The 15,551-nt window shown below is 70.6% G+C and carries 22 protein-coding genes; 10 read left to right on the forward strand and 12 right to left on the reverse strand.

The genetic code is table 11. The annotated features are described in order from the left end of the window. Positions 1-8: 8 nt before the first annotated feature. From O5O46_RS08855 to O5O46_RS08875, 5 genes are all read right to left on the reverse strand, one after another. Positions 9-653, reverse strand: a complete 645-nt coding sequence (locus O5O46_RS08855; protein WP_269854754.1) for a LysE family translocator — start codon at positions 651-653, stop codon at positions 9-11. Between the two features lie 103 nt (positions 654-756). Further along, complete coding sequence (locus O5O46_RS08860) at positions 757-1,230, reverse strand: group III truncated hemoglobin (protein WP_269854755.1); 474 nt, start codon at positions 1,228-1,230, stop codon at positions 757-759. Positions 1,231-1,300: 70 nt separating this feature from the next. Beyond that, positions 1,301-1,621 carry a nuclear transport factor 2 family protein gene (locus O5O46_RS08865; protein WP_269854756.1) on the reverse strand — a complete coding sequence of 107 codons (321 nt, stop codon included), beginning with the start codon at positions 1,619-1,621 and terminating at the stop codon, positions 1,301-1,303. A 65-nt stretch (positions 1,622-1,686) separates the two neighbouring features. Next, complete coding sequence (locus tag O5O46_RS08870) at positions 1,687-2,139, reverse strand: Crp/Fnr family transcriptional regulator (protein WP_269854757.1); 453 nt, start codon at positions 2,137-2,139, stop codon at positions 1,687-1,689. A 491-nt stretch (positions 2,140-2,630) separates the two neighbouring features. Beyond that, positions 2,631-3,110 carry an RrF2 family transcriptional regulator gene (locus O5O46_RS08875; RefSeq protein WP_269854758.1) on the reverse strand — a complete coding sequence of 160 codons (480 nt, stop codon included), beginning with the start codon at positions 3,108-3,110 and terminating at the stop codon, positions 2,631-2,633. A 113-nt stretch (positions 3,111-3,223) separates the two neighbouring features. Between O5O46_RS08875 and O5O46_RS08880 the strand changes: the two genes are divergently transcribed. The 3 genes from O5O46_RS08880 to O5O46_RS08890 are packed head-to-tail and all read left to right on the forward strand — an operon-like array spanning position 3,224 to position 4,817. Then, a complete protein-coding gene (locus O5O46_RS08880) occupies positions 3,224-3,958 on the forward strand; it encodes a VIT1/CCC1 transporter family protein (RefSeq protein ID WP_443072431.1) in 735 nt (244 codons plus the stop codon). A 42-nt stretch (positions 3,959-4,000) separates the two neighbouring features. Continuing rightward, on the forward strand, positions 4,001-4,669 hold the full coding sequence (locus tag O5O46_RS08885) for a transcriptional regulator (RefSeq protein ID WP_269854759.1): 669 nt from the start codon (positions 4,001-4,003) through the stop codon (positions 4,667-4,669). After that, complete coding sequence (locus O5O46_RS08890; protein ID WP_269854760.1) at positions 4,659-4,817, forward strand: hypothetical protein; 159 nt, start codon at positions 4,659-4,661, stop codon at positions 4,815-4,817. Before O5O46_RS08885 ends, O5O46_RS08890 begins: the two co-directional genes overlap by 11 nt. 29 nt (positions 4,818-4,846) lie before the next feature. On the opposite strand, the gene O5O46_RS08895 is transcribed toward O5O46_RS08890, so the two are convergent. Together O5O46_RS08895 and O5O46_RS08900 are read right to left on the reverse strand one after the other, a co-directional pair. Further along, positions 4,847-5,119, reverse strand: a complete 273-nt coding sequence (locus O5O46_RS08895) for a hypothetical protein (RefSeq protein WP_269854761.1) — start codon at positions 5,117-5,119, stop codon at positions 4,847-4,849. An 84-nt stretch (positions 5,120-5,203) separates the two neighbouring features. Further along, a complete protein-coding gene (locus O5O46_RS08900; protein ID WP_269854762.1) occupies positions 5,204-6,091 on the reverse strand; it encodes an alpha/beta hydrolase in 888 nt (295 codons plus the stop codon). 147 nt (positions 6,092-6,238) lie between these two features. Here O5O46_RS08900 and O5O46_RS08905 point away from each other — a divergent pair, with 147 nt between their 5' ends. Both O5O46_RS08905 and O5O46_RS08910 read left to right on the forward strand, forming a co-directional pair. Next, on the forward strand, positions 6,239-7,243 hold the full coding sequence (locus tag O5O46_RS08905; protein ID WP_269854763.1) for an aldo/keto reductase family protein: 1,005 nt from the start codon (positions 6,239-6,241) through the stop codon (positions 7,241-7,243). A gap of 99 nt (positions 7,244-7,342) precedes the next feature. Next, complete coding sequence (locus O5O46_RS08910; RefSeq protein ID WP_269854764.1) at positions 7,343-8,128, forward strand: VOC family protein; 786 nt, start codon at positions 7,343-7,345, stop codon at positions 8,126-8,128. Positions 8,129-8,133: 5 nt separating this feature from the next. On the opposite strand, the gene O5O46_RS08915 is transcribed toward O5O46_RS08910, so the two are convergent. The 3 genes from O5O46_RS08915 to O5O46_RS08925 all read right to left on the reverse strand — a co-directional run bounded on the left by O5O46_RS08915 (position 8,134) and on the right by O5O46_RS08925 (position 11,199). Beyond that, positions 8,134-8,898: a bestrophin-like domain gene (locus O5O46_RS08915; protein ID WP_269854765.1), complete on the reverse strand. Its 765-nt coding sequence runs from the start codon at positions 8,896-8,898 to the stop codon at positions 8,134-8,136. A gap of 67 nt (positions 8,899-8,965) precedes the next feature. Continuing rightward, the gene (locus tag O5O46_RS08920) at positions 8,966-9,712 is read right to left on the reverse strand and encodes a hypothetical protein (RefSeq protein ID WP_269854766.1); all 747 of its coding nucleotides are present in this window, start codon (positions 9,710-9,712) and stop codon (positions 8,966-8,968) included. A 614-nt stretch (positions 9,713-10,326) separates the two neighbouring features. Beyond that, positions 10,327-11,199, reverse strand: coding sequence for a chitosanase (locus tag O5O46_RS08925; RefSeq protein WP_269854767.1), 873 nt, complete (start codon positions 11,197-11,199; stop codon positions 10,327-10,329). A 170-nt stretch (positions 11,200-11,369) separates the two neighbouring features. On the opposite strand from O5O46_RS08925, the gene O5O46_RS08930 reads away from it, so the two are divergent. Continuing rightward, positions 11,370-11,882: a DinB family protein gene (locus O5O46_RS08930; RefSeq protein WP_269855145.1), complete on the forward strand. Its 513-nt coding sequence runs from the start codon at positions 11,370-11,372 to the stop codon at positions 11,880-11,882. Between the two features lie 10 nt (positions 11,883-11,892). On the opposite strand, the gene O5O46_RS08935 is transcribed toward O5O46_RS08930, so the two are convergent. Continuing rightward, complete coding sequence (locus O5O46_RS08935) at positions 11,893-12,192, reverse strand: hypothetical protein (RefSeq protein WP_269854768.1); 300 nt, start codon at positions 12,190-12,192, stop codon at positions 11,893-11,895. Positions 12,193-12,456: 264 nt separating this feature from the next. Here O5O46_RS08935 and O5O46_RS08940 point away from each other — a divergent pair, with 264 nt between their 5' ends. Beyond that, positions 12,457-12,876 (forward strand): hypothetical protein, encoded by a 420-nt coding sequence (locus tag O5O46_RS08940; protein ID WP_269854769.1) that lies wholly within the window; start codon positions 12,457-12,459, stop codon positions 12,874-12,876. A gap of 205 nt (positions 12,877-13,081) precedes the next feature. On the opposite strand, the gene O5O46_RS08945 is transcribed toward O5O46_RS08940, so the two are convergent. Then, complete coding sequence (locus O5O46_RS08945) at positions 13,082-13,456, reverse strand: RNA-binding S4 domain-containing protein (RefSeq protein ID WP_269854770.1); 375 nt, start codon at positions 13,454-13,456, stop codon at positions 13,082-13,084. Positions 13,457-13,504: 48 nt separating this feature from the next. Here O5O46_RS08945 and O5O46_RS08950 point away from each other — a divergent pair, with 48 nt between their 5' ends. Genes O5O46_RS08950 through O5O46_RS08960 form a run of 3 tightly spaced genes read left to right on the forward strand, consistent with a single transcriptional unit; the run spans position 13,505 to position 15,435 of the window. Next, positions 13,505-13,852, forward strand: coding sequence for a hypothetical protein (locus O5O46_RS08950; protein ID WP_269854771.1), 348 nt, complete (start codon positions 13,505-13,507; stop codon positions 13,850-13,852). Positions 13,853-13,897: 45 nt separating this feature from the next. Continuing rightward, positions 13,898-14,542, forward strand: coding sequence for a TetR/AcrR family transcriptional regulator (locus O5O46_RS08955; protein ID WP_269854772.1), 645 nt, complete (start codon positions 13,898-13,900; stop codon positions 14,540-14,542). After that, positions 14,539-15,435 carry a VC0807 family protein gene (locus tag O5O46_RS08960; protein ID WP_269854773.1) on the forward strand — a complete coding sequence of 299 codons (897 nt, stop codon included), beginning with the start codon at positions 14,539-14,541 and terminating at the stop codon, positions 15,433-15,435. Before O5O46_RS08955 ends, O5O46_RS08960 begins: the two co-directional genes overlap by 4 nt. Positions 15,436-15,551: the final 116 nt, after the last annotated feature.

Consider the following 15,551-nt stretch of genomic DNA (forward strand, 5'->3'; position numbering starts at 1 on the left):
GTGGCCCGTCAGGCCGGTGCGGGGTTGGAGTTGTCCACCGCCAGCCGGACCGCGAGCGCACCGAGCACCGTGCCCATCAGGTAGCGCTGGACCCGCAGCCATGTCGGACGCCGGACGAGGAAGCGCGCGATGGTGCCCGCGGCAAGGACGATGGCGCAGTTGACCGCCAGGCTGACCACCACCTGGATGCCACCGAAGACGAACCCCTGGACCATCACATGGCCCTCCCGCGGCTCGATGAACTGCGGTATGAGCGAGAGGTACATCACCGCGATCTTCGGGTTGAGAAGACTGGTCATCAGGCCCATGGCGAACAGCCGTCGGGTGGAGTCCGGCGCCAACTCGCTCGGCGTGAACACCGATTGTCCGCCCGGCCGCAGGGCCTGCCAGGCGAGGTACGCCAGGTATCCGGCCCCCGCCAGCTTCACGGTGACGTAGAGCGCGGGCACCGCGACGAACACCATCGACAAGCCGAGATTTGCGGCGCCCAGGTAGCACAGGAAGCCGACGCCGACCCCGGCAAGGGAGACCAGACCGGCCTTACGTCCCTGGGTGAGGCTTCGCGAGACCAGATACATCATGTTCGGACCCGGGGTGAGCACCATGCCGAGGGCCACCGCCGAGACACCGAGAACCGAGCCCATTGTGATCATGCGTCAAGCCTGACGCCTGCCAACGGTACAGCACCAGCGAGAGTTTCTAGCAGAATTGATTTAGCATCACTAAACAGTTCAGAAGGCAGAGGCCCAACTCGGGCTAGTGCGAGTGCGGTTGGGGTACAACGGGGAGGCGCGGCGCCGAAGCGTCGAGTACCTCTTGCGGAGTTGACCGCTGGCCTTCCAGGCGGCCGTGCATCGCGGTGGCGATCCGCGCCGCCTGGGCCTTGGCCCGTTCCGCCACGGGACCGGACCATCGCGCGTCGACGGCACGGTTCCACAGCAGCAGCCAGCGGGTGAAGTGCCCTTGGGTCAGCGGGCGTTCACCGTGCACACGCTGGTGCGCGCGGAGCAGTCCGCCCCGGTAGGCACCGTGGCCGAACAACTGCCCCGCCCAGAAGTCGGCGATTACCGGTAGATGCGCTGGGACGTCGGCGCCGACCCCCTCGAACACCGGGGCCAGTACGTCATCCGTGAGGACGGCACGGTAGAAGTCGTCCAGCAGCGCGAGCACATCACCGCGATCGCCCAGATCCCGGCGGCCTGCCGGAGGGACCGGGCGCGGCCCTGCCATCACATCCACCACCACAAATATCGGGAGTTCCCCACTCTAACGGCGCACGGGAGGCATACCGGCTGGTAGCTCAGGCCTGTCCGGTATCGAACCGGCTGATCTTCCCGTCGGTGACGGTGAACCGCCACGCCGTGCGCATCTCGCCCCAGGTGTCGTTGCGGAAGCTGGCGACCAGGGACAGTCCGTCGGCTGACTGCGACTCCACGTTCATGCGGCCGTTGGAGGAGAAGATCTCCCTGTCCGTCCACTGCTGCAGGTCGCGGTCGGAACCGTCGTCGGACATGGTCGCATCGTCTGTCAGCGTCTGGAAGAAGGCCTGCTGGTCGCCGGAGTTGATGGCGTCCACCAGTGCGCGGACCGCCGGGTTGGAAAGCTCGCTGGCGCGGATCACGGGTGTCGTTCCCTTCGTGTGCGGTACTCGACGCAATCAGCCGAACGGGTGAATCGGGTCTCTGGTCACCAGGAGCCGCCACGCTGCGTCTGCAGGTCCATCAGCTTCGAGCGGGCGATCTGGAGCCGGTGGGCGAGGACCTCCGCCACGGCCCGTACCAGGGCGTAGCCCAGCACGGGATCCTCCTCGCACAGCGCGCGCACCCGCGCCCCGTCGAACTCATAGGCGCGCACCGGACTCAGCGCCTCCGCACCGAAGTCCCAGGTGTAGGGCGGGAACATCCATGACCAGCCGAGCAGGTCGCCGGGGCCCAGGGTGGCGACGGTGGCCGGGCGCCGCCCCGGTATTCGCAGGTCGAGGGTGACCGCGCCGGATCGGATGACCCAGAACCGGTCAGCGGTGCCCTGTTCCTCGAAGATCCGGGAGTCCTGGTCGAAGGAGACCTCTTTGGCCAGTTCCATCAGGCGGTCACGGTGCACCGCCGGAAGAGCCCTGAGCAGGCGCGTCGCAGCAGTCATGGCCGTAGGCCTCCTCGCCACCGGGCGGGATCCGGTAGCTCCATTGCACCCGCAATCACCCCCCACGGCATCCCGAGGCCCCGGCACAGCGGCTCCGCTGCCGGGACGCCCCGGAGCCACGGCACCGCAGCCGGATCGCACGGGAACCGCCAGCGGCTCACGCTCCGGGGCCGGTTCTCCGGTCCTGGCGGGGGGCGTCCTGACGTGGGTTTTCCGCGACGATCGCACGCCGGACCGGCGATCATCTCCCGCCGCGACGGCGAGCAGCCCGGGCCACGCACACCAGCGGTCTCAAACCCACCGCAACCCCACGACCAGAAGCCGCCAGCCCCCGCGCGGCACCGCAACCCACACACAACCAAAGCAGCCCCGCGCGGCAGCGCAACCGCACCCCACACACCGAAACGTCCCCGCGCGGCAGCGCAACCGCAGTCCCGACCGCGCCCGCCCTCGGCCGCGCCGGAAGGGCGACCTGACCGCGTAAGCGGCGTTCAGCCGCTTACGCGCTCGTACCAGCTCCGCGCCCGTTCCGCCGCCACCGGGGGCGACGCCGCCATGATGTCGGCCAGTGTCTGCCCGGCCAGCTCCCGCCGCCAGGCCAGTTCCGCCCGCCGCATGGCCGTGGCCACCCCGCACGGCGCGCGGAACTCCCGCACCGGAAGCTCCGCGCCGTCTCCCCGCTGCCGGATCTCGGTGCAGCGGAACGCGTCGTCAGGGCCCTCGATCGCGGCGACCACGTCCATCAACGTGATCTTCTCCGGCGGCCTGCCCAACCGGAACCCGCCGCGGACGCCGGGCGTGGAGGTGAGGATGCCCGCACGGACCAGTGCCTGCAGCCGCTTGTTGAGATACGCCTGGGGAAGGTCGAACCGCGCCGCGAGCTTCGCCGTCGACACCGGATCCTGTCCGCCGAGCCAGGCCAGTGTCAGACAGCAGTGCAGCCCCCACTCGACTCCTTCACCCATCCGCATAACCAGGACACTACACCTCTAGTTTCCACGGACGGGAAGCCCGATCGGCGACGTACCACCGAAGCCTCCCGGAATACCGCTTGCTGACGGCCGGTCAGTGAGATGCTCACCAGGTGAACAAGGACAATTCACCCGGCGAGCCGAGTGCCGGACATCACGAACCGCACACCGGCGGCCTGGGCACCCGGCTCAACTGGCTGCGCGCGGCGGTGCTCGGCGCCAACGACGGCGTGGTGTCCACCGCCGGGCTGGTGGTCGGCGTAGCGGGGGCGACCACGTCCCGGCAGACGCTGCTGGCCGCCGGACTGGCCGGACTGCTGGCGGGCTCGCTGTCGATGGCGACGGGCGAGTACGTCTCGGTGAGCACACAGCGCGACTCGGAGAAGGCCGCGCTGGCCCTGGAGCGCGAGGAGCTGGCCACCGCCCCGCAGGCCGAACTGGACGAGCTGACCGGCCTGTTGGCGGGTCGCGGCATCAGCCCCGACCTCGCCCGCGAGGTGGCGGAACAACTCACCGAACGCGACGCACTGGGCGCGCACGCGCGGGTCGAACTGGGCATCGATCCCGAGGAGTTGACCAACCCGTGGCACGCGGCCTGGGCCAGCTTCGCGGCGTTCACCTGCGGTGCGCTGCTTCCGCTGCTGGCGATCGTGCTGCCCCCGGCGTCGGTGCGCCTGGCCGTCACGGTGGTCGCGGTGCTGTGCGCGCTCGTACTGTGCGGTTGGGCCAGCGCCCGGCTCGGCAACGCCCCGGCCCGGCAGGCCGTACTGCGCAACGCCGCGGGCGGAGCGGTGGCGATGGCCGTTACCTACACGGCGGGCACCCTGCTCGGCGCGGCCGGGGCCTGACCGCACGGCGAACATCCGCAACTCGGAAGAAAGGGTGGAAAAGTGACCCGTACCGCACAGGCGGTCCTCGCGGAGGCCGTCCGCGAACTGGCCCCTGACACCGGCGCCAACCGGCTGGTCCCCCGTATCGCCGCCGGGCAGGCGCCGGTCGAGACGCTGGCGGCGTTCGCGATGGAACAGCACCACGTCATCCCCAGCGACCGCCGCAGCTTCCTGCACCTGACCGAGCGCTGCGCCGCCGATCCGGCCGCCGCCACCTTCTTCACCAGCCTCGCGCACGGGGAGAACATCGCGCTCGACAGGCTCGGTGCGCTCGCCGACGCCCTCGGTCTGGACGACGAGTCCGTGGACGGCTACCAGCCGAAGCCGGGCTGCCAGGCGTACCCGGCGTACGCGGCGTGGCTCGCGCTGAACGCCGAGCCGGTGGACGTGGTGATCGCGCTTACCGCCAACTTCGCCGCGTGGGGCGGCTACTGCCGGACGATGGGCCGGGCGCTGCGCGAGCGGTACGGCTTCGGCGACGAGGCATGTGGTTTCTTCGACTTCTTCGCGGAACCCGCGTCGCAACTCGAACAGCAGGCGCTGGCCGCGGTACAGGCCGGGCTGGACGCCGGTCGCGTCACCCCGCTGGCACACCGCTACGGACGGCTGCTCCAGGCGTACGAGTTGATGTTCTGGAACACCCTTGCCGAACAGGGGAATGAGCGGTGAGCAGCGCATCGCCACCGTACCCACGGCCCTGGTCTCGCCGCTGGCGCCGCTGAGCGCGCACGACGGCTGCACGGTCATCCCCGGTCAGGACGACGCGCTGCCGCTCACCGTCGCCGCCTGTGTCGAGGCGATGGTCCCGGACGACTGAGCCCTCAGGCCGTCCGGTTGGCGGGCGGGTCAACCGGACGGCCGGGATCCGGCACCGATGGCGGCGACCACGATGGTGTGCAGCGCCCCGATGCCCTCCGGCGGGACAGGGAAGGGGCTGCCGGCGAGCGTGTGCCACTCCGATGAGCCGGCCTCGCGCAAGGTCACCTGTGCGCGTTTGGCGGGCAGCTCCGTGGTGGCGACGGTCAGGGTGCCGGTGAGGATGACGCCCTCGCGGGTCATCGCGCCGCTCGGCCCCGCGGTGACCTCGTCGACCAACCGCGTCGGCTCGCCGCCGCTCACGCGGCGCCCGCCACGGCTCCGCATCGGAAAGTGGTCATGGGCTCAGTGGTAGTGGAGCGGATCTTGGGACGGCTTCATTCACCGTTACGAGGGCGCGTCACCCTGCCGCTCGGCGAGCCGTCGGGCGAGCAGCCGCGCCGGTTCGCCCAGCACGATGGTGTAGTGGTTGCAGCCGGGCAGCAGTTCGGTGCGCAGCGACGCGACGCGGTCGCGCCACCGTGCCACTAGACCGGTCGGCAGCAGTCCCGGCGCCCGGTCGAACATGCCCAGCGGTGCGTACACCAACAGCGCCGGAAGCGACAGCCGTTCGAGGTCCGCGGCGACACGGGCGGACGAGGTCAGCAGGTCCCGGCCGTCCGCACGGACCGCGTCCACGCTCACTCGTGAGCGCCATGAACCGTCCGCTCCCGTGAGGTCGGCGCGCACATACGCCTCGATGTCCTCGTTCCAGTAGGGCCCGAGCGCGGGATGGGCGCGGAAGAGGTCGAGATGTGCCGCCGCGCTGTCGAACGTGCGGCCAAGGCGGCCCAGCATCGGGCCGAGCGTCGCGTCGAGCACGCGGTCGGGATCGGCGCCCGGCGGCGTCGGCAGCGGCAGACCGCCGTCCACCAGCAGCAGCCGGTCGAAGAGTTCCGGCCACGCCGCCGCGGCCCGTAGGGCGACGTACGCGCCCATCGAGTGGCCGACCAGCGTCAACCTGCCTTCCGTGCCGAGGAGTTCGGCCGTCCGCCGCACGTCGTCCGCGTGCCGACCGAGGCCGTACGGTCCGGGTAGCCCGGCGCTGCCGCCCCGGCCGCGCAGGTCGAGGGCGAACAGGCTGTACTCCTCGGGCAGTTGGCGGGCCACGGCCCGGAACGCCATGGCCGACCCGGTGATGCCGTGCACGGCGAGCACCAGCCGCGGTCCGGTGCCGAACCGCAGGGCACGCAGGCTTCCGTCGCCAACCGGGATGTGCAGTTCTGCGGTCGCCATGACTCCTCCCACGAAATACCTACCCGGTCGACGCGGCTGTGTCGCGCGTTCGTACGCGGACGGCCGGTGGTACGGAAGGCGGCGGGCACGCGACGCGGGCAAGTCGGTGGCCCGCGTCCACGGGCGGCACAGCTAGATTCGGCTTTCATGGAACACCGTCATCTCGGCCGCAGCGGCCTGCTGATCAGCGAGATCGCCTACGGCAACTGGCTCACCCATGGTTCCCAGGTCGAGGAGGACACCGCGACCGACTGTGTCCACGCCGCACTCGACGCCGGCATCACCACGTTCGACACCGCGGACGTGTACGCCGCCACCCGCGCGGAGACCGTGCTGGGTCGCGCGCTGAAGGGCGAACGGCGCGAGGGACTGGAGATCCTCACCAAGGTCTACTGGCCCACCGGCCCCGGCCCGAACGACCGCGGGCTGTGCCGCAAACACCTCTTGGAGTCCATCGACAACTCGCTGCGCAGGCTCCAGACCGACTACGTCGACCTCTACCAGGCGCACCGCTTCGACCGGTTCACGCCTTTGGAGGAGACCATGGAGGCCTTCGCGGACATCGTCCACCAGGGCAAGGCTCACTACATCGGTGTGTCGGAGTGGACCGCCGACCAGATCCGCAGGGCGCACGCGCTCGCCCGGGAACTGCGGATTCCGCTGGTGTCCAGCCAGCCGCAGTACTCCATGCTGTGGCGCGTGATCGAGCCCGAGGTGATCCCGGCCTGCGCGGAGCTGGGCATCGGCCAGATCGTCTGGTCGCCGATCGCCCAGGGCGTGCTCACCGGGAAGTACCAGCCCGGCCAGCGGCCACCGCAGGGCTCGCGGGCCACGGACGACAAGGGCGGTGCCGACTTCATCAGTCGGTTCCTGCGCGACGAGGTGCTGGAGCGGGTGCAGGCGCTGCGGCCGCTGGCGGCCGAGGCCGGGCTCTCGCTGGCGCAGCTCGCGGTCGCCTGGGTGCTGCAGAACCCGAACGTGTCCGCCGCGATCGTCGGTGCGTCGCGCCCTGAACAGGTCGGCGAGAACGCCAAGGCGTCGGGTGTCCGGCTGGAGCCGGAGCTGATGGCGCGGATCAACGAGGCCGTGGCCCCCGTCGCGGTCACCGACCCGGCCATCACCTATGCGCAGACTCCGACGCAACGGCCCTGAACACGCCCCGCGCACGGCGAGCGGCGACAGATCGCCGGGCATAAGCTGAGTGCGGTCCGCGAGGGCCGGTTGGATGCTGCTTGCCCGGCGGGAGTCGACGTGACCGTTATGCGGAAAGGCTGTGTGTACGGCGCTCCGTGCTGGGTCGGTCTGATGGCCCGCGACCTGGGCACGGCCACCGGCTTCTACGGGCCGCTGTTCGGCTGGCGCTTCGAGCCGGGGCCCGAGCGCTGGGGACCGTACCTTCGGGTGTACTCCGGCGGGTGGGAGGTCGCCGGAATCGGCGAGGTGGCCAAGCGCTGGGAGCTGCCGGTCACCTGGACCACGTACTTCGGCACCGATGACGCCAACGCCACCGCCGCCGCGATCAGGGAGCGCGGCGGCACGGTGGCGGTGGGCCCGCTGGAGTTCGACGCCGGGCGGCTGGCGCTGGCCTCCGATCCGGCGGGCGCCTCCTTCGGCATCTGGGAGGGCAGGGCCAGCTCCCGCACCCGGGAGTGGCCGATCGCCTCTCCGGTGTGGATCGAGCTGCGCACCCGGGACGCCTTCGAATCGGCCCTCTTCTACGGCCAGGTGTTCGGCTGGGACCAGGAGGACCCCAAGCGCTACGAGGTGCGCTACGAGCACGACCGGGTGGTGCTGCGGGTGGACGGGCACAGCGTGGCGGCGCTGTCCGGCGGCGGTACGGAGGCCGCCATGGACCCCCGCGTCCGCCCCCGCTGGCACGTCTACTTCTCGGTGGCCGACGTCGACGCGACGGTCGAGAAGGCCGTGAAGCTCGGCGGCGAGGTGACCGGCGAGCCCCAGGACTCGGCGTACGGCCGGGTCGCCGGACTACGCGACGTCGAGGGCGGACTGTTCTCGGTGATCAGCCAGCACCACTGACGCGATCAGCCGGTTGAGCCGGGGAAGTACCGGGTGAACGCCTCCGCGTTGACGCCCAGCGCGCCGCCGAACGGCATGTCGAGCTGGTGGATCAGCACGATCAGGAAGACGATGAACCCGGACAGGCCCATCACCATCACCAGATGACTGGCCCGGCGCTGGACCCCGAACAGGAACATGAAGCCCACGGTCAGCACCCCGCCGATGAACAGTCCCGCCCACAGCACGCTCGACAACCGGTTCTGCGCGTCCGCCTCCCGACCACGGCGCGCCTCGTCCAGCACCGACAACTGGGCCATCGCCTCCTGCCCGGCGTTCTGCTGGGCGGCACCGGTGGGTTGCGCCGTCTCATAGGTGTCCCGCAGCCGGTTGAGCAGTTGCCAGCCCGAGGGGCCGAGCGGCTGGCGTCGGATCATCTCGGACCATTCACCGCTGGTCACCTGGTGGGCGTAGGAGACGGCCGTGCTCCTGGCCTGCTGTTCCGCGGCGGGCGGTAGGGCGTCGGCGAGCAGATAGACCTGGTGCAGGGCGCCCGCCTCGGTCTGTACGTGTTCCTCGGCGCTGGAGTGGGTGTCCCACACCGACACCAGCGCGAGCCCGAGCACCAACGCGTAGATCACCCCGATCATCATCGAGATGTACTCGGCGAGCGCCTCCCGGGGCTCCTCGTCCGCCTTCGGCGGGAAGACACGGTGCTTGACCACCACACAGGCCACCGCCACCAGGCCGCCACCGAGGACGACACCCAGGGTGCTGAGCAGAGCGAACAACGGAAACCTCCTCAACTGCCTTGCCCGGCAACGGAGTTGCCGGTGGACGACGCCATCGCTTCCCCGGTCACCGACCGCGTGAGCCGGAGCGCGCTCCGGCCGCGACCCCGGCCACCACGGCCGGGAGCAGCACCAGGAAGAGCGCTCCGACGGTGGACAACCCGGCCGGTGCTGCGACCTGGCCGTCCGGCACGTGGCGCAGCCACGCCACCGGACGCGGTACGGCCGCTCTCACCACCGGCGAGGGGGGCGCGCTGGCGCGTGGCGGTGCGGGCACCGCCGGTGGGCTGGGAGCGGCCTGCGGCCGTGGTGCGGGTGGATTGGGCTGCGGCGGTGCGGGCAGCGGCGGGGCGGGCACACCGCAGCTGCGGTTGGCCATCCCGGTGAGCCGTCGCAGCACCGGCGCATTCCCGGCGGTGCGTACGGTGGCGACGCTGCCCGAGACGTCGACGGAGCGCAGCGGGGCGCAGGCGGCGGCGCGCACGGACGCCTCGCAGGACCTCGGGCCCATTTCGGGCAGCACCAGGCCCAGCCCGTGCGGGCAGCGCAACGGGCGGCGCATGCCGGGCAGGCCCGACGGCCAGAAGTGCCGGGCGGTGAACCGGCCGAAGCCCGGCAGCCCCGGCGGAGGTCGCACTCCCCAGCCGGACGGCACGGCTCCCCGTGCTCCCGGGACCGCTGGGCCCGGCCAGCCCATGGCGCACCCGACGCCCCCGCACACCAACACCAGCGCGCCGCCGAGCAGTACCGCCGCCAAGTGCCGCAGCCAGCCCCAGCGGAACCGGCCCGGTGGACCCGCACCCCACGCGAACATGAGCCTCCCCCTCCCGTCGCGTGCTTCCCCCGGCGAGCCAGGTCGTATCGTGCCCCCCTTGGTCGCGATACGACCCGGCTCGCCCCGCGATCAGCTTGTCCACCGCAGCCGTCAACCAGGCAGACACGCCGAGCGAATTCACGCGATAGACGGGCGTAGGCCCTCACGAGGTTTGGCCCGCCGCACGGCACCTAGCCACGGGCCTCGCGGGACGAGCGGTGCCAGGTCGTGTCCAGATGGGCCGGTGCGAGACCCGCGGTGTGCGGCGCCGCAGGGTCCCTGCCGACCCGTCGATCGCCTCGCGCCGCCGACCGGCCGCGGGCATCACCTCCGAACAGGGAGGCGAGGGATCGATACACCTGGCCCCGCACGGGGGACGCGACGAGTGCCGGCTCGTCGGCATGGGCATCCAACGGCTGGCAACCGTCCCCTACGAAAGGTGGGTTCATGCTTCTCGCCCCCCTCCTTCTCCCGGTCGTGAACGTCGTCAGCTTCCTGCTCGGGCTCGGTCACTAGGGCATACACGCTGGGTTGGTGCGGGACCTGCGGTGTCCGGCGCTGGGGACACCCCCATCGGGGCCTCGCAGGGCCCGTGCTGGCCCATCGCACACGCCTTAGTGGTCGATGGAGTAGCTGTCGCCGTACACCTTCCAGTGCAGCGGCGGGTCCAGGTTCAGGTTGCCGTTGCGCAGGAAGACCCGCTGCTCGGTGTCGACCCGGCTGGTGTCGCTGTGCGCCTCCTCCGACTTCATGGCGACCTTGCGCGCGTCGAGGTAGGCGTTGAGGTACGTGGTCTCGTTGCCTCCCTGTGCGGGCGTCTTCGCGTTGCGCATCGCCGTCTTGCGGATCCAGCCGAAGCTGTACTTGTCGTCGCCGGGGCCGTGCATCACGATCGCGTCGTAGTAGATGAACTGGCCGAGCGTGCCCAGCCCGTCCGCCTTCGCCTGGGAGACGGCGGGGTTGAAGTAGACGCGGTCGCGCTCGTTGTTCTGGGCCTGCTGGAAGAGCGGATCGGCGGCGGCCTTCTTCCAGTCCTTGGTGAAGTTCGGGTCGAGGCCCGCGTGCGAGTCCGTTCCGTTGACCTTGCGCAGCGCGGGCAGGTACTTGGCCAGCACGTTGCCAGGCTCGGTGCGGGTGTACGCGGTGACCAGGTCGAGCATGTCGCCGGTGCCCGAGCAGAATCCGATGATGCCCGCCGTGTATCCGCGGCCGTCGCCTATGTCCTCGATGTACTTGTACTGGGCCTTCCAGTCCAGCGTGGAGTTCTCGGCGCTGGAGACCAGCTCCATCGCGATCTCCTTCTTGCGCGGGTCGTTCAGCCCGGCCCCTGACGCCTTCTCGGCTACGGCCCGACTGACCGTCGGGGTCGGTTCGGTGGCGTTTCCGGCGGCGGCCACGGCCAGCGGGGTGGCCGTGGCGGCGAGCACACCGGCGGAGACCAGCAGGGTCACGCGCTTGCGGGAGCGTGCCGCGCGGTGATGGCGCATATGTCTCTCCGTCCCATGGGATCCATTAGGAAAGTTTCCTAACTTACCCCGGGCATTGAAGCACCATCACCAGCGGTCGCCAAGTCCCCGGGGAACGCATGGAGTTGATGCGAGCCGACGGCGGCTCGCCGCCGCCGTTGTCAGACCCCGGTGACAGGATGGCGCCCATGATGTCGACACCGGAACGCCCCATCCCGCCACTCAACGCCGATGAGCGCACCACGCTGGAGAGTTGGCTCGACTTCCACCGGACCACCCTCGCCATGAAGTGCCGCGCCCTGGACGAGACCCGGTTGCGGGAGATGTCGGCGCCGCCCTCGTCGATGTCGTTGCTGGGGATCGTCCAGCACATGGCCGAGGTGGAGCGGAACTGGTTCCGTCGGATCCTGACCGGTGAGGACGTCTCACCGATCTTCGGCGAGCGGAGTGACGAGGAGGGGCCGGACGGCGGCTTCGAGGTGGCCGAGGACGCCACGTCCCAGGAGGCGTTCACCCTGTGGGAGGGGGAGGTCGCCAAGGCCCGGGAGATCGCGGCGGCCCGCTCACTTCAGGACACCGGCACGCTGCTCGGCAGGGAGGTGAGCCTGCGCTGGATCTACGTGCACATGATCGAGGAGTACGCCCGGCACAACGGTCACGCCGATCTGATCCGCGAGCGGATCGACGGGGCGACCGGAGTGTGACCGCGCGCCCTCAAAGCCTGGGCAGCACCGCGTGGTCACACCGTCCCACCACAGGCGCCAGGGCGCGGCGTCGGATACCGCTTGGCCAAGGCGGCTGTTCGGCCAACGCCGCCCACTCCCTGTCGTGCTGACCCGGCACGCTGCGCCCGGCGCGCACCCAGCCGCGCGCCAGCGCCTCGTAGATCGGCGCCTCGGCGGCCAGCGCGTCAGCGGAGGCCGCCGGGCGCGGAATCGATTCTTCGTACCGCGGTCGCTCGTGCCATACGGAGAAGCCACCGAGGAGGCCCCAGTGCGTTGTCACGGTCGTCATATACCGACAACGCCGAACTTCGGCGGGCGGTCACAACGCGCAAGAGGCGTTCACCCGGTGACGGGACACGACCTCACGCCAGTTCGACGCCCACCCGGCCGCCGGACCCTCTGATCCGGCTCTGAGTCGGCTGTTGCAGGACAGTGACAAAGCGCCTACAACGCATTCGTGTGATGGAACGTCTTTTCTGATGAGACCACGCCAATGGCACTTACCTCGCCTTCGGCGCAAAGAATGATGTTCCACTTCGAAAGGGACAGATCCATGATCGTCACCAAGCGGCACTCCCTGCGCATCGCCGCCATCGGCGCCATCAGCGCGGCCTCCGTCGCCCTGGCGGGCACCGCGATGGCGGCCACCCCGGCCGCGCACACCGCGCCTTCCGCCGCCGCGCACCAGGCCGTCGCCGCCAAGGCCAGCATCACCGCCAAGCCGTCGGTGTCGTCGGTCCACGCGTGGCAGCTGTTCCGGGTGACCGGCAAGACCACCGGCCTCAAGGCGGGCAGCAAGGTGACGCTCCAGCAGAAGCAGCAGGGCAAGTGGGTCACGCTGCCCGCCTCCGCGCCCGTCTCGCGCAACGGCTCCTACTCGCTGGGCGTCAAGCTCGGCCTGAAGGGCAAGAACGACCTGCGCATCGTCAGCGGCAACACGGCCTCCGCGGTCTTCAACGTGACCGTCCGCTAGGCCGCCGCGACGGGACGAACGACCACGACGGCGTGGTCCGGCGGTTGCGACAACCGCAACCCACGGAGGCCCAACAGCCCCGCGGTTGCGGTTGGTTCGGCACCGCCGGGCCACGCCGTCGAGCTTCTCGCCCCGCGGCGGCACAAGGGTTGCTGCCGCAGCGGGCGCCTTCCGCCCATACCCGTTGGCGCCGTCCCGGCGCGATTCAACGCCCGCGTAGGCGTTCGAGGTCGCGACGCTCGCGCTTGGTCGGCCGCCCGGCGCCACGGTCGCGCTGACCGACCGCCACCAACTCCTCACGCGGAGGAGGAGGCGGGCTGTTGTCGATGAAGCACTCCGCGGCGACCGCCGCCCCCACCCGCTTGCGCACCACGCGCGTGACGACCACGATCCGTTCCCGCCCGGCATGGTGCAGCCGCACCTCGTCCCCCGAGCGCACCGCGTAGGCGGGCTTGACGCGTTCGCCGTTCACCCGGACGTGGCCGCCACGACACGCCGCGGCGGCGAGCGAACGCGTCTTGGTGAGCCGTACCGACCAGATCCAGCTGTCGACCCGTACGGTCCCCTCGTCTGAAGCCATGCCATGACTCTACGGCGAAACATAATCGAACAGAGGTACTATTTCGATGTGGCTTCCTTCCCCTTCCCCGACGACCTCCGCACCCTGCAACGCCAGCTCCACGCCGTACGGAACGAGCTGACCGCCCTGCACGCGCACCTGCCGCCCCGCCCCGCGGGCACCGAGGCGTTCGTCGACGAGGACGGATTCGAACATCCGGCGACGCCCGCCTGGACCGACGAGGAGCGGCAGACGGTGGACGCGCTGTGGGCCCGGCAACGGAAGCTGGCCCACGCGGTGACGGTCCACCCCTTCTGGTCGACCCTCGGCGCCGACCAGATCGCGGCCCGCGCGGCACTCAAGCACCTGGACAGCACGGCCGAGAGCGACGACGCCGTCGAGACCCCGAAGTCCTGAGCCCGCCCGCGTTTGGGCGTTACTCAGCCAAGGAATCAGTTACTCATGCGAGTAACAAGGGGGAACACCGGGGACACCCCGGAACCAGCACAGCGCTCACTCGCCGCCTCCGCACGACGGTCGCAGATCGTGGCGGCGGCGATCGAGACCATCGCCGAACTCGGCTACGCCCAAGCCTCGTTCGCCCGGATCGCAGAGCGAGCCGGAATCTCCAGCACACGGTTGATCTCGTACCACTTCGGCACCAAGGACGAGCTGATGGACGAGATCGTCGTGGAGATCGCGCAGGGCGCGGACCGGATGATCGCCGAGCGGGTGGCGGAGCAGACCACGGCCGCGGGCGCGCTGCACGCCCGCATCGAGGCGCAGTTGCACTGGATCGCGCGCTATCCGGCGCATGTTCAGGCGCTGTACGAGATCTCGATGAACGCCCGCGGAAGTGATGGTTCACTGCGCTACGGCATGGCGGCCTCGGCGCGTGCCAATGTCGACGCCCTGGAGCCGATCCTGCGCGAAGGGCAACGCAGCGGCGAGTTCCGGGCGTTCGACACCCAGTTGATGGCGCTCACCATCAAGTCGGCGATCGACGCGGCGATCGTACGGATGTGGCAGCCGCCGCGGCTGAGCGTCGAGGAGTGCGTCCAGGAGATCACCACCATCGCCGCGCTCGCCACCCGGCGGTCGTCATGAGCGCGCCCGCCGGTAGGGCGGTGCTGACCATGGTGGTCGACATCGCGCTTCCGCTGGTGGTGTTCTACGGGCTGCGCGCCGCTGGCACCAGCACCTACGCGGCGCTGGTGGCCGCGGCGGTCGCTCCGCTGGCCAGCGCGGCGCTGCAGTTGCTCCGGGACCGCCGACTCGACGGCATGGCCGTCTTCATAGCGACGACCATGCTGCTGGGCCTTGCCGCCTCGCTGGTGACCGGGGGCACCCGGTTCATGCTGGCCAAGGACGGCTGGGTGACCGCGGTCGGCGGGCTGTGGTTCCTGGCCTCGGTGAAGGTCGCCCGTCAGCCGCTGGTCTACCACGGCGCGCGGCCACTGCTTGAGGGCCGGTTCCGCTCCGACGGCACCCCCTGGGAGGTGCTGTGGGAGCGGGAGCCCGCGTTCCGCCGCATCTGGCGGGTGTCCACCGTGATCTGGTCGGTGGCGATGCTGGCGGACGCCGCCGTTCGGGTGACCATGGCGTACACGCTGCCGGTCGACACGGTGCCCGCGCTGGGCGGCGCGCTGTGGCCGGTCACCCTGCTGCTGCTCCAGCTGGTGAACGGGGCGTACTACGAGGTCGCGGGCCTGTGGCGGATCACCGGCGGCCTTGTACGCGAGGGCGGACGGGCGGACGGGTCGCCCGACATGCACACTCGGGCGCGTCGTGCCAGCCTGGGGAGCACCCAGGGATCCACAGGAGGTGCGGACATGGGCGTCACGGATGACTTCAAGCGCAAGGCCAAGGAGATGGCGGAGAAGGCCAGGGCGCAGCGCGAAGCCCAGCGCGCCGAGAAGGCCGGGGAGAGCGCCGCGCAGCCCCAGGAGGACATGCCCAACAAGACGCAGGACCTCAGGGACAAGCCCGAAGACAAGTAACACACGACGGATCGGATGAACGAGGGGCTCGCCGCCTGGCGGGTCCCTCGTCCGCGTACGGCACCCTGCCGGTCGGCGGCTGCCTCGCCGGGCGCGACCTGCGGCCCCTGATCGCG

This window comes from Streptomyces sp. RPT161 (assembly GCF_027533845.1).
Lineage (GTDB): Bacteria > Actinomycetota > Actinomycetes > Streptomycetales > Streptomycetaceae > Streptantibioticus_A > Streptantibioticus_A silvisoli_A.

Bases quoted from the DNA above. Each gene is read 5' to 3' on its own strand.
- O5O46_RS08855 (WP_269854754.1), bottom strand. From the start codon at position 653: ATGATCACAATGGGCTCGGTTCTCGGTGTCTCGGCGGTGGCCCTCGGC.
- O5O46_RS08860 (WP_269854755.1), bottom strand. From the start codon at position 1,230: ATGGCAGGGCCGCGCCCGGTCCCTCCGGCAGGCCGCCGGGATCTGGGC.
- O5O46_RS08870 (WP_269854757.1), bottom strand. From the start codon at position 2,139: ATGACTGCTGCGACGCGCCTGCTCAGGGCTCTTCCGGCGGTGCACCGT.
- O5O46_RS08875 (WP_269854758.1), bottom strand. From the start codon at position 3,110: ATGCGGATGGGTGAAGGAGTCGAGTGGGGGCTGCACTGCTGTCTGACA.
- O5O46_RS08890 (WP_269854760.1), top strand. From the start codon at position 4,659: ATGAGCGGTGAGCAGCGCATCGCCACCGTACCCACGGCCCTGGTCTCG.
- O5O46_RS08900 (WP_269854762.1), bottom strand. From the start codon at position 6,091: ATGGCGACCGCAGAACTGCACATCCCGGTTGGCGACGGAAGCCTGCGT.
- O5O46_RS08905 (WP_269854763.1), top strand. From the start codon at position 6,239: ATGGAACACCGTCATCTCGGCCGCAGCGGCCTGCTGATCAGCGAGATC.
- O5O46_RS08920 (WP_269854766.1), bottom strand. From the start codon at position 9,712: ATGTTCGCGTGGGGTGCGGGTCCACCGGGCCGGTTCCGCTGGGGCTGG.
- O5O46_RS08925 (WP_269854767.1), bottom strand. From the start codon at position 11,199: ATGCGCCATCACCGCGCGGCACGCTCCCGCAAGCGCGTGACCCTGCTG.
- O5O46_RS08930 (WP_269855145.1), top strand. From the start codon at position 11,370: ATGTCGACACCGGAACGCCCCATCCCGCCACTCAACGCCGATGAGCGC.
- O5O46_RS08935 (WP_269854768.1), bottom strand. From the start codon at position 12,192: ATGACGACCGTGACAACGCACTGGGGCCTCCTCGGTGGCTTCTCCGTA.
- O5O46_RS08940 (WP_269854769.1), top strand. From the start codon at position 12,457: ATGATCGTCACCAAGCGGCACTCCCTGCGCATCGCCGCCATCGGCGCC.
- O5O46_RS08945 (WP_269854770.1), bottom strand. From the start codon at position 13,456: ATGGCTTCAGACGAGGGGACCGTACGGGTCGACAGCTGGATCTGGTCG.
- O5O46_RS08955 (WP_269854772.1), top strand. From the start codon at position 13,898: ATGCGAGTAACAAGGGGGAACACCGGGGACACCCCGGAACCAGCACAG.
- O5O46_RS08960 (WP_269854773.1), top strand. From the start codon at position 14,539: ATGAGCGCGCCCGCCGGTAGGGCGGTGCTGACCATGGTGGTCGACATC.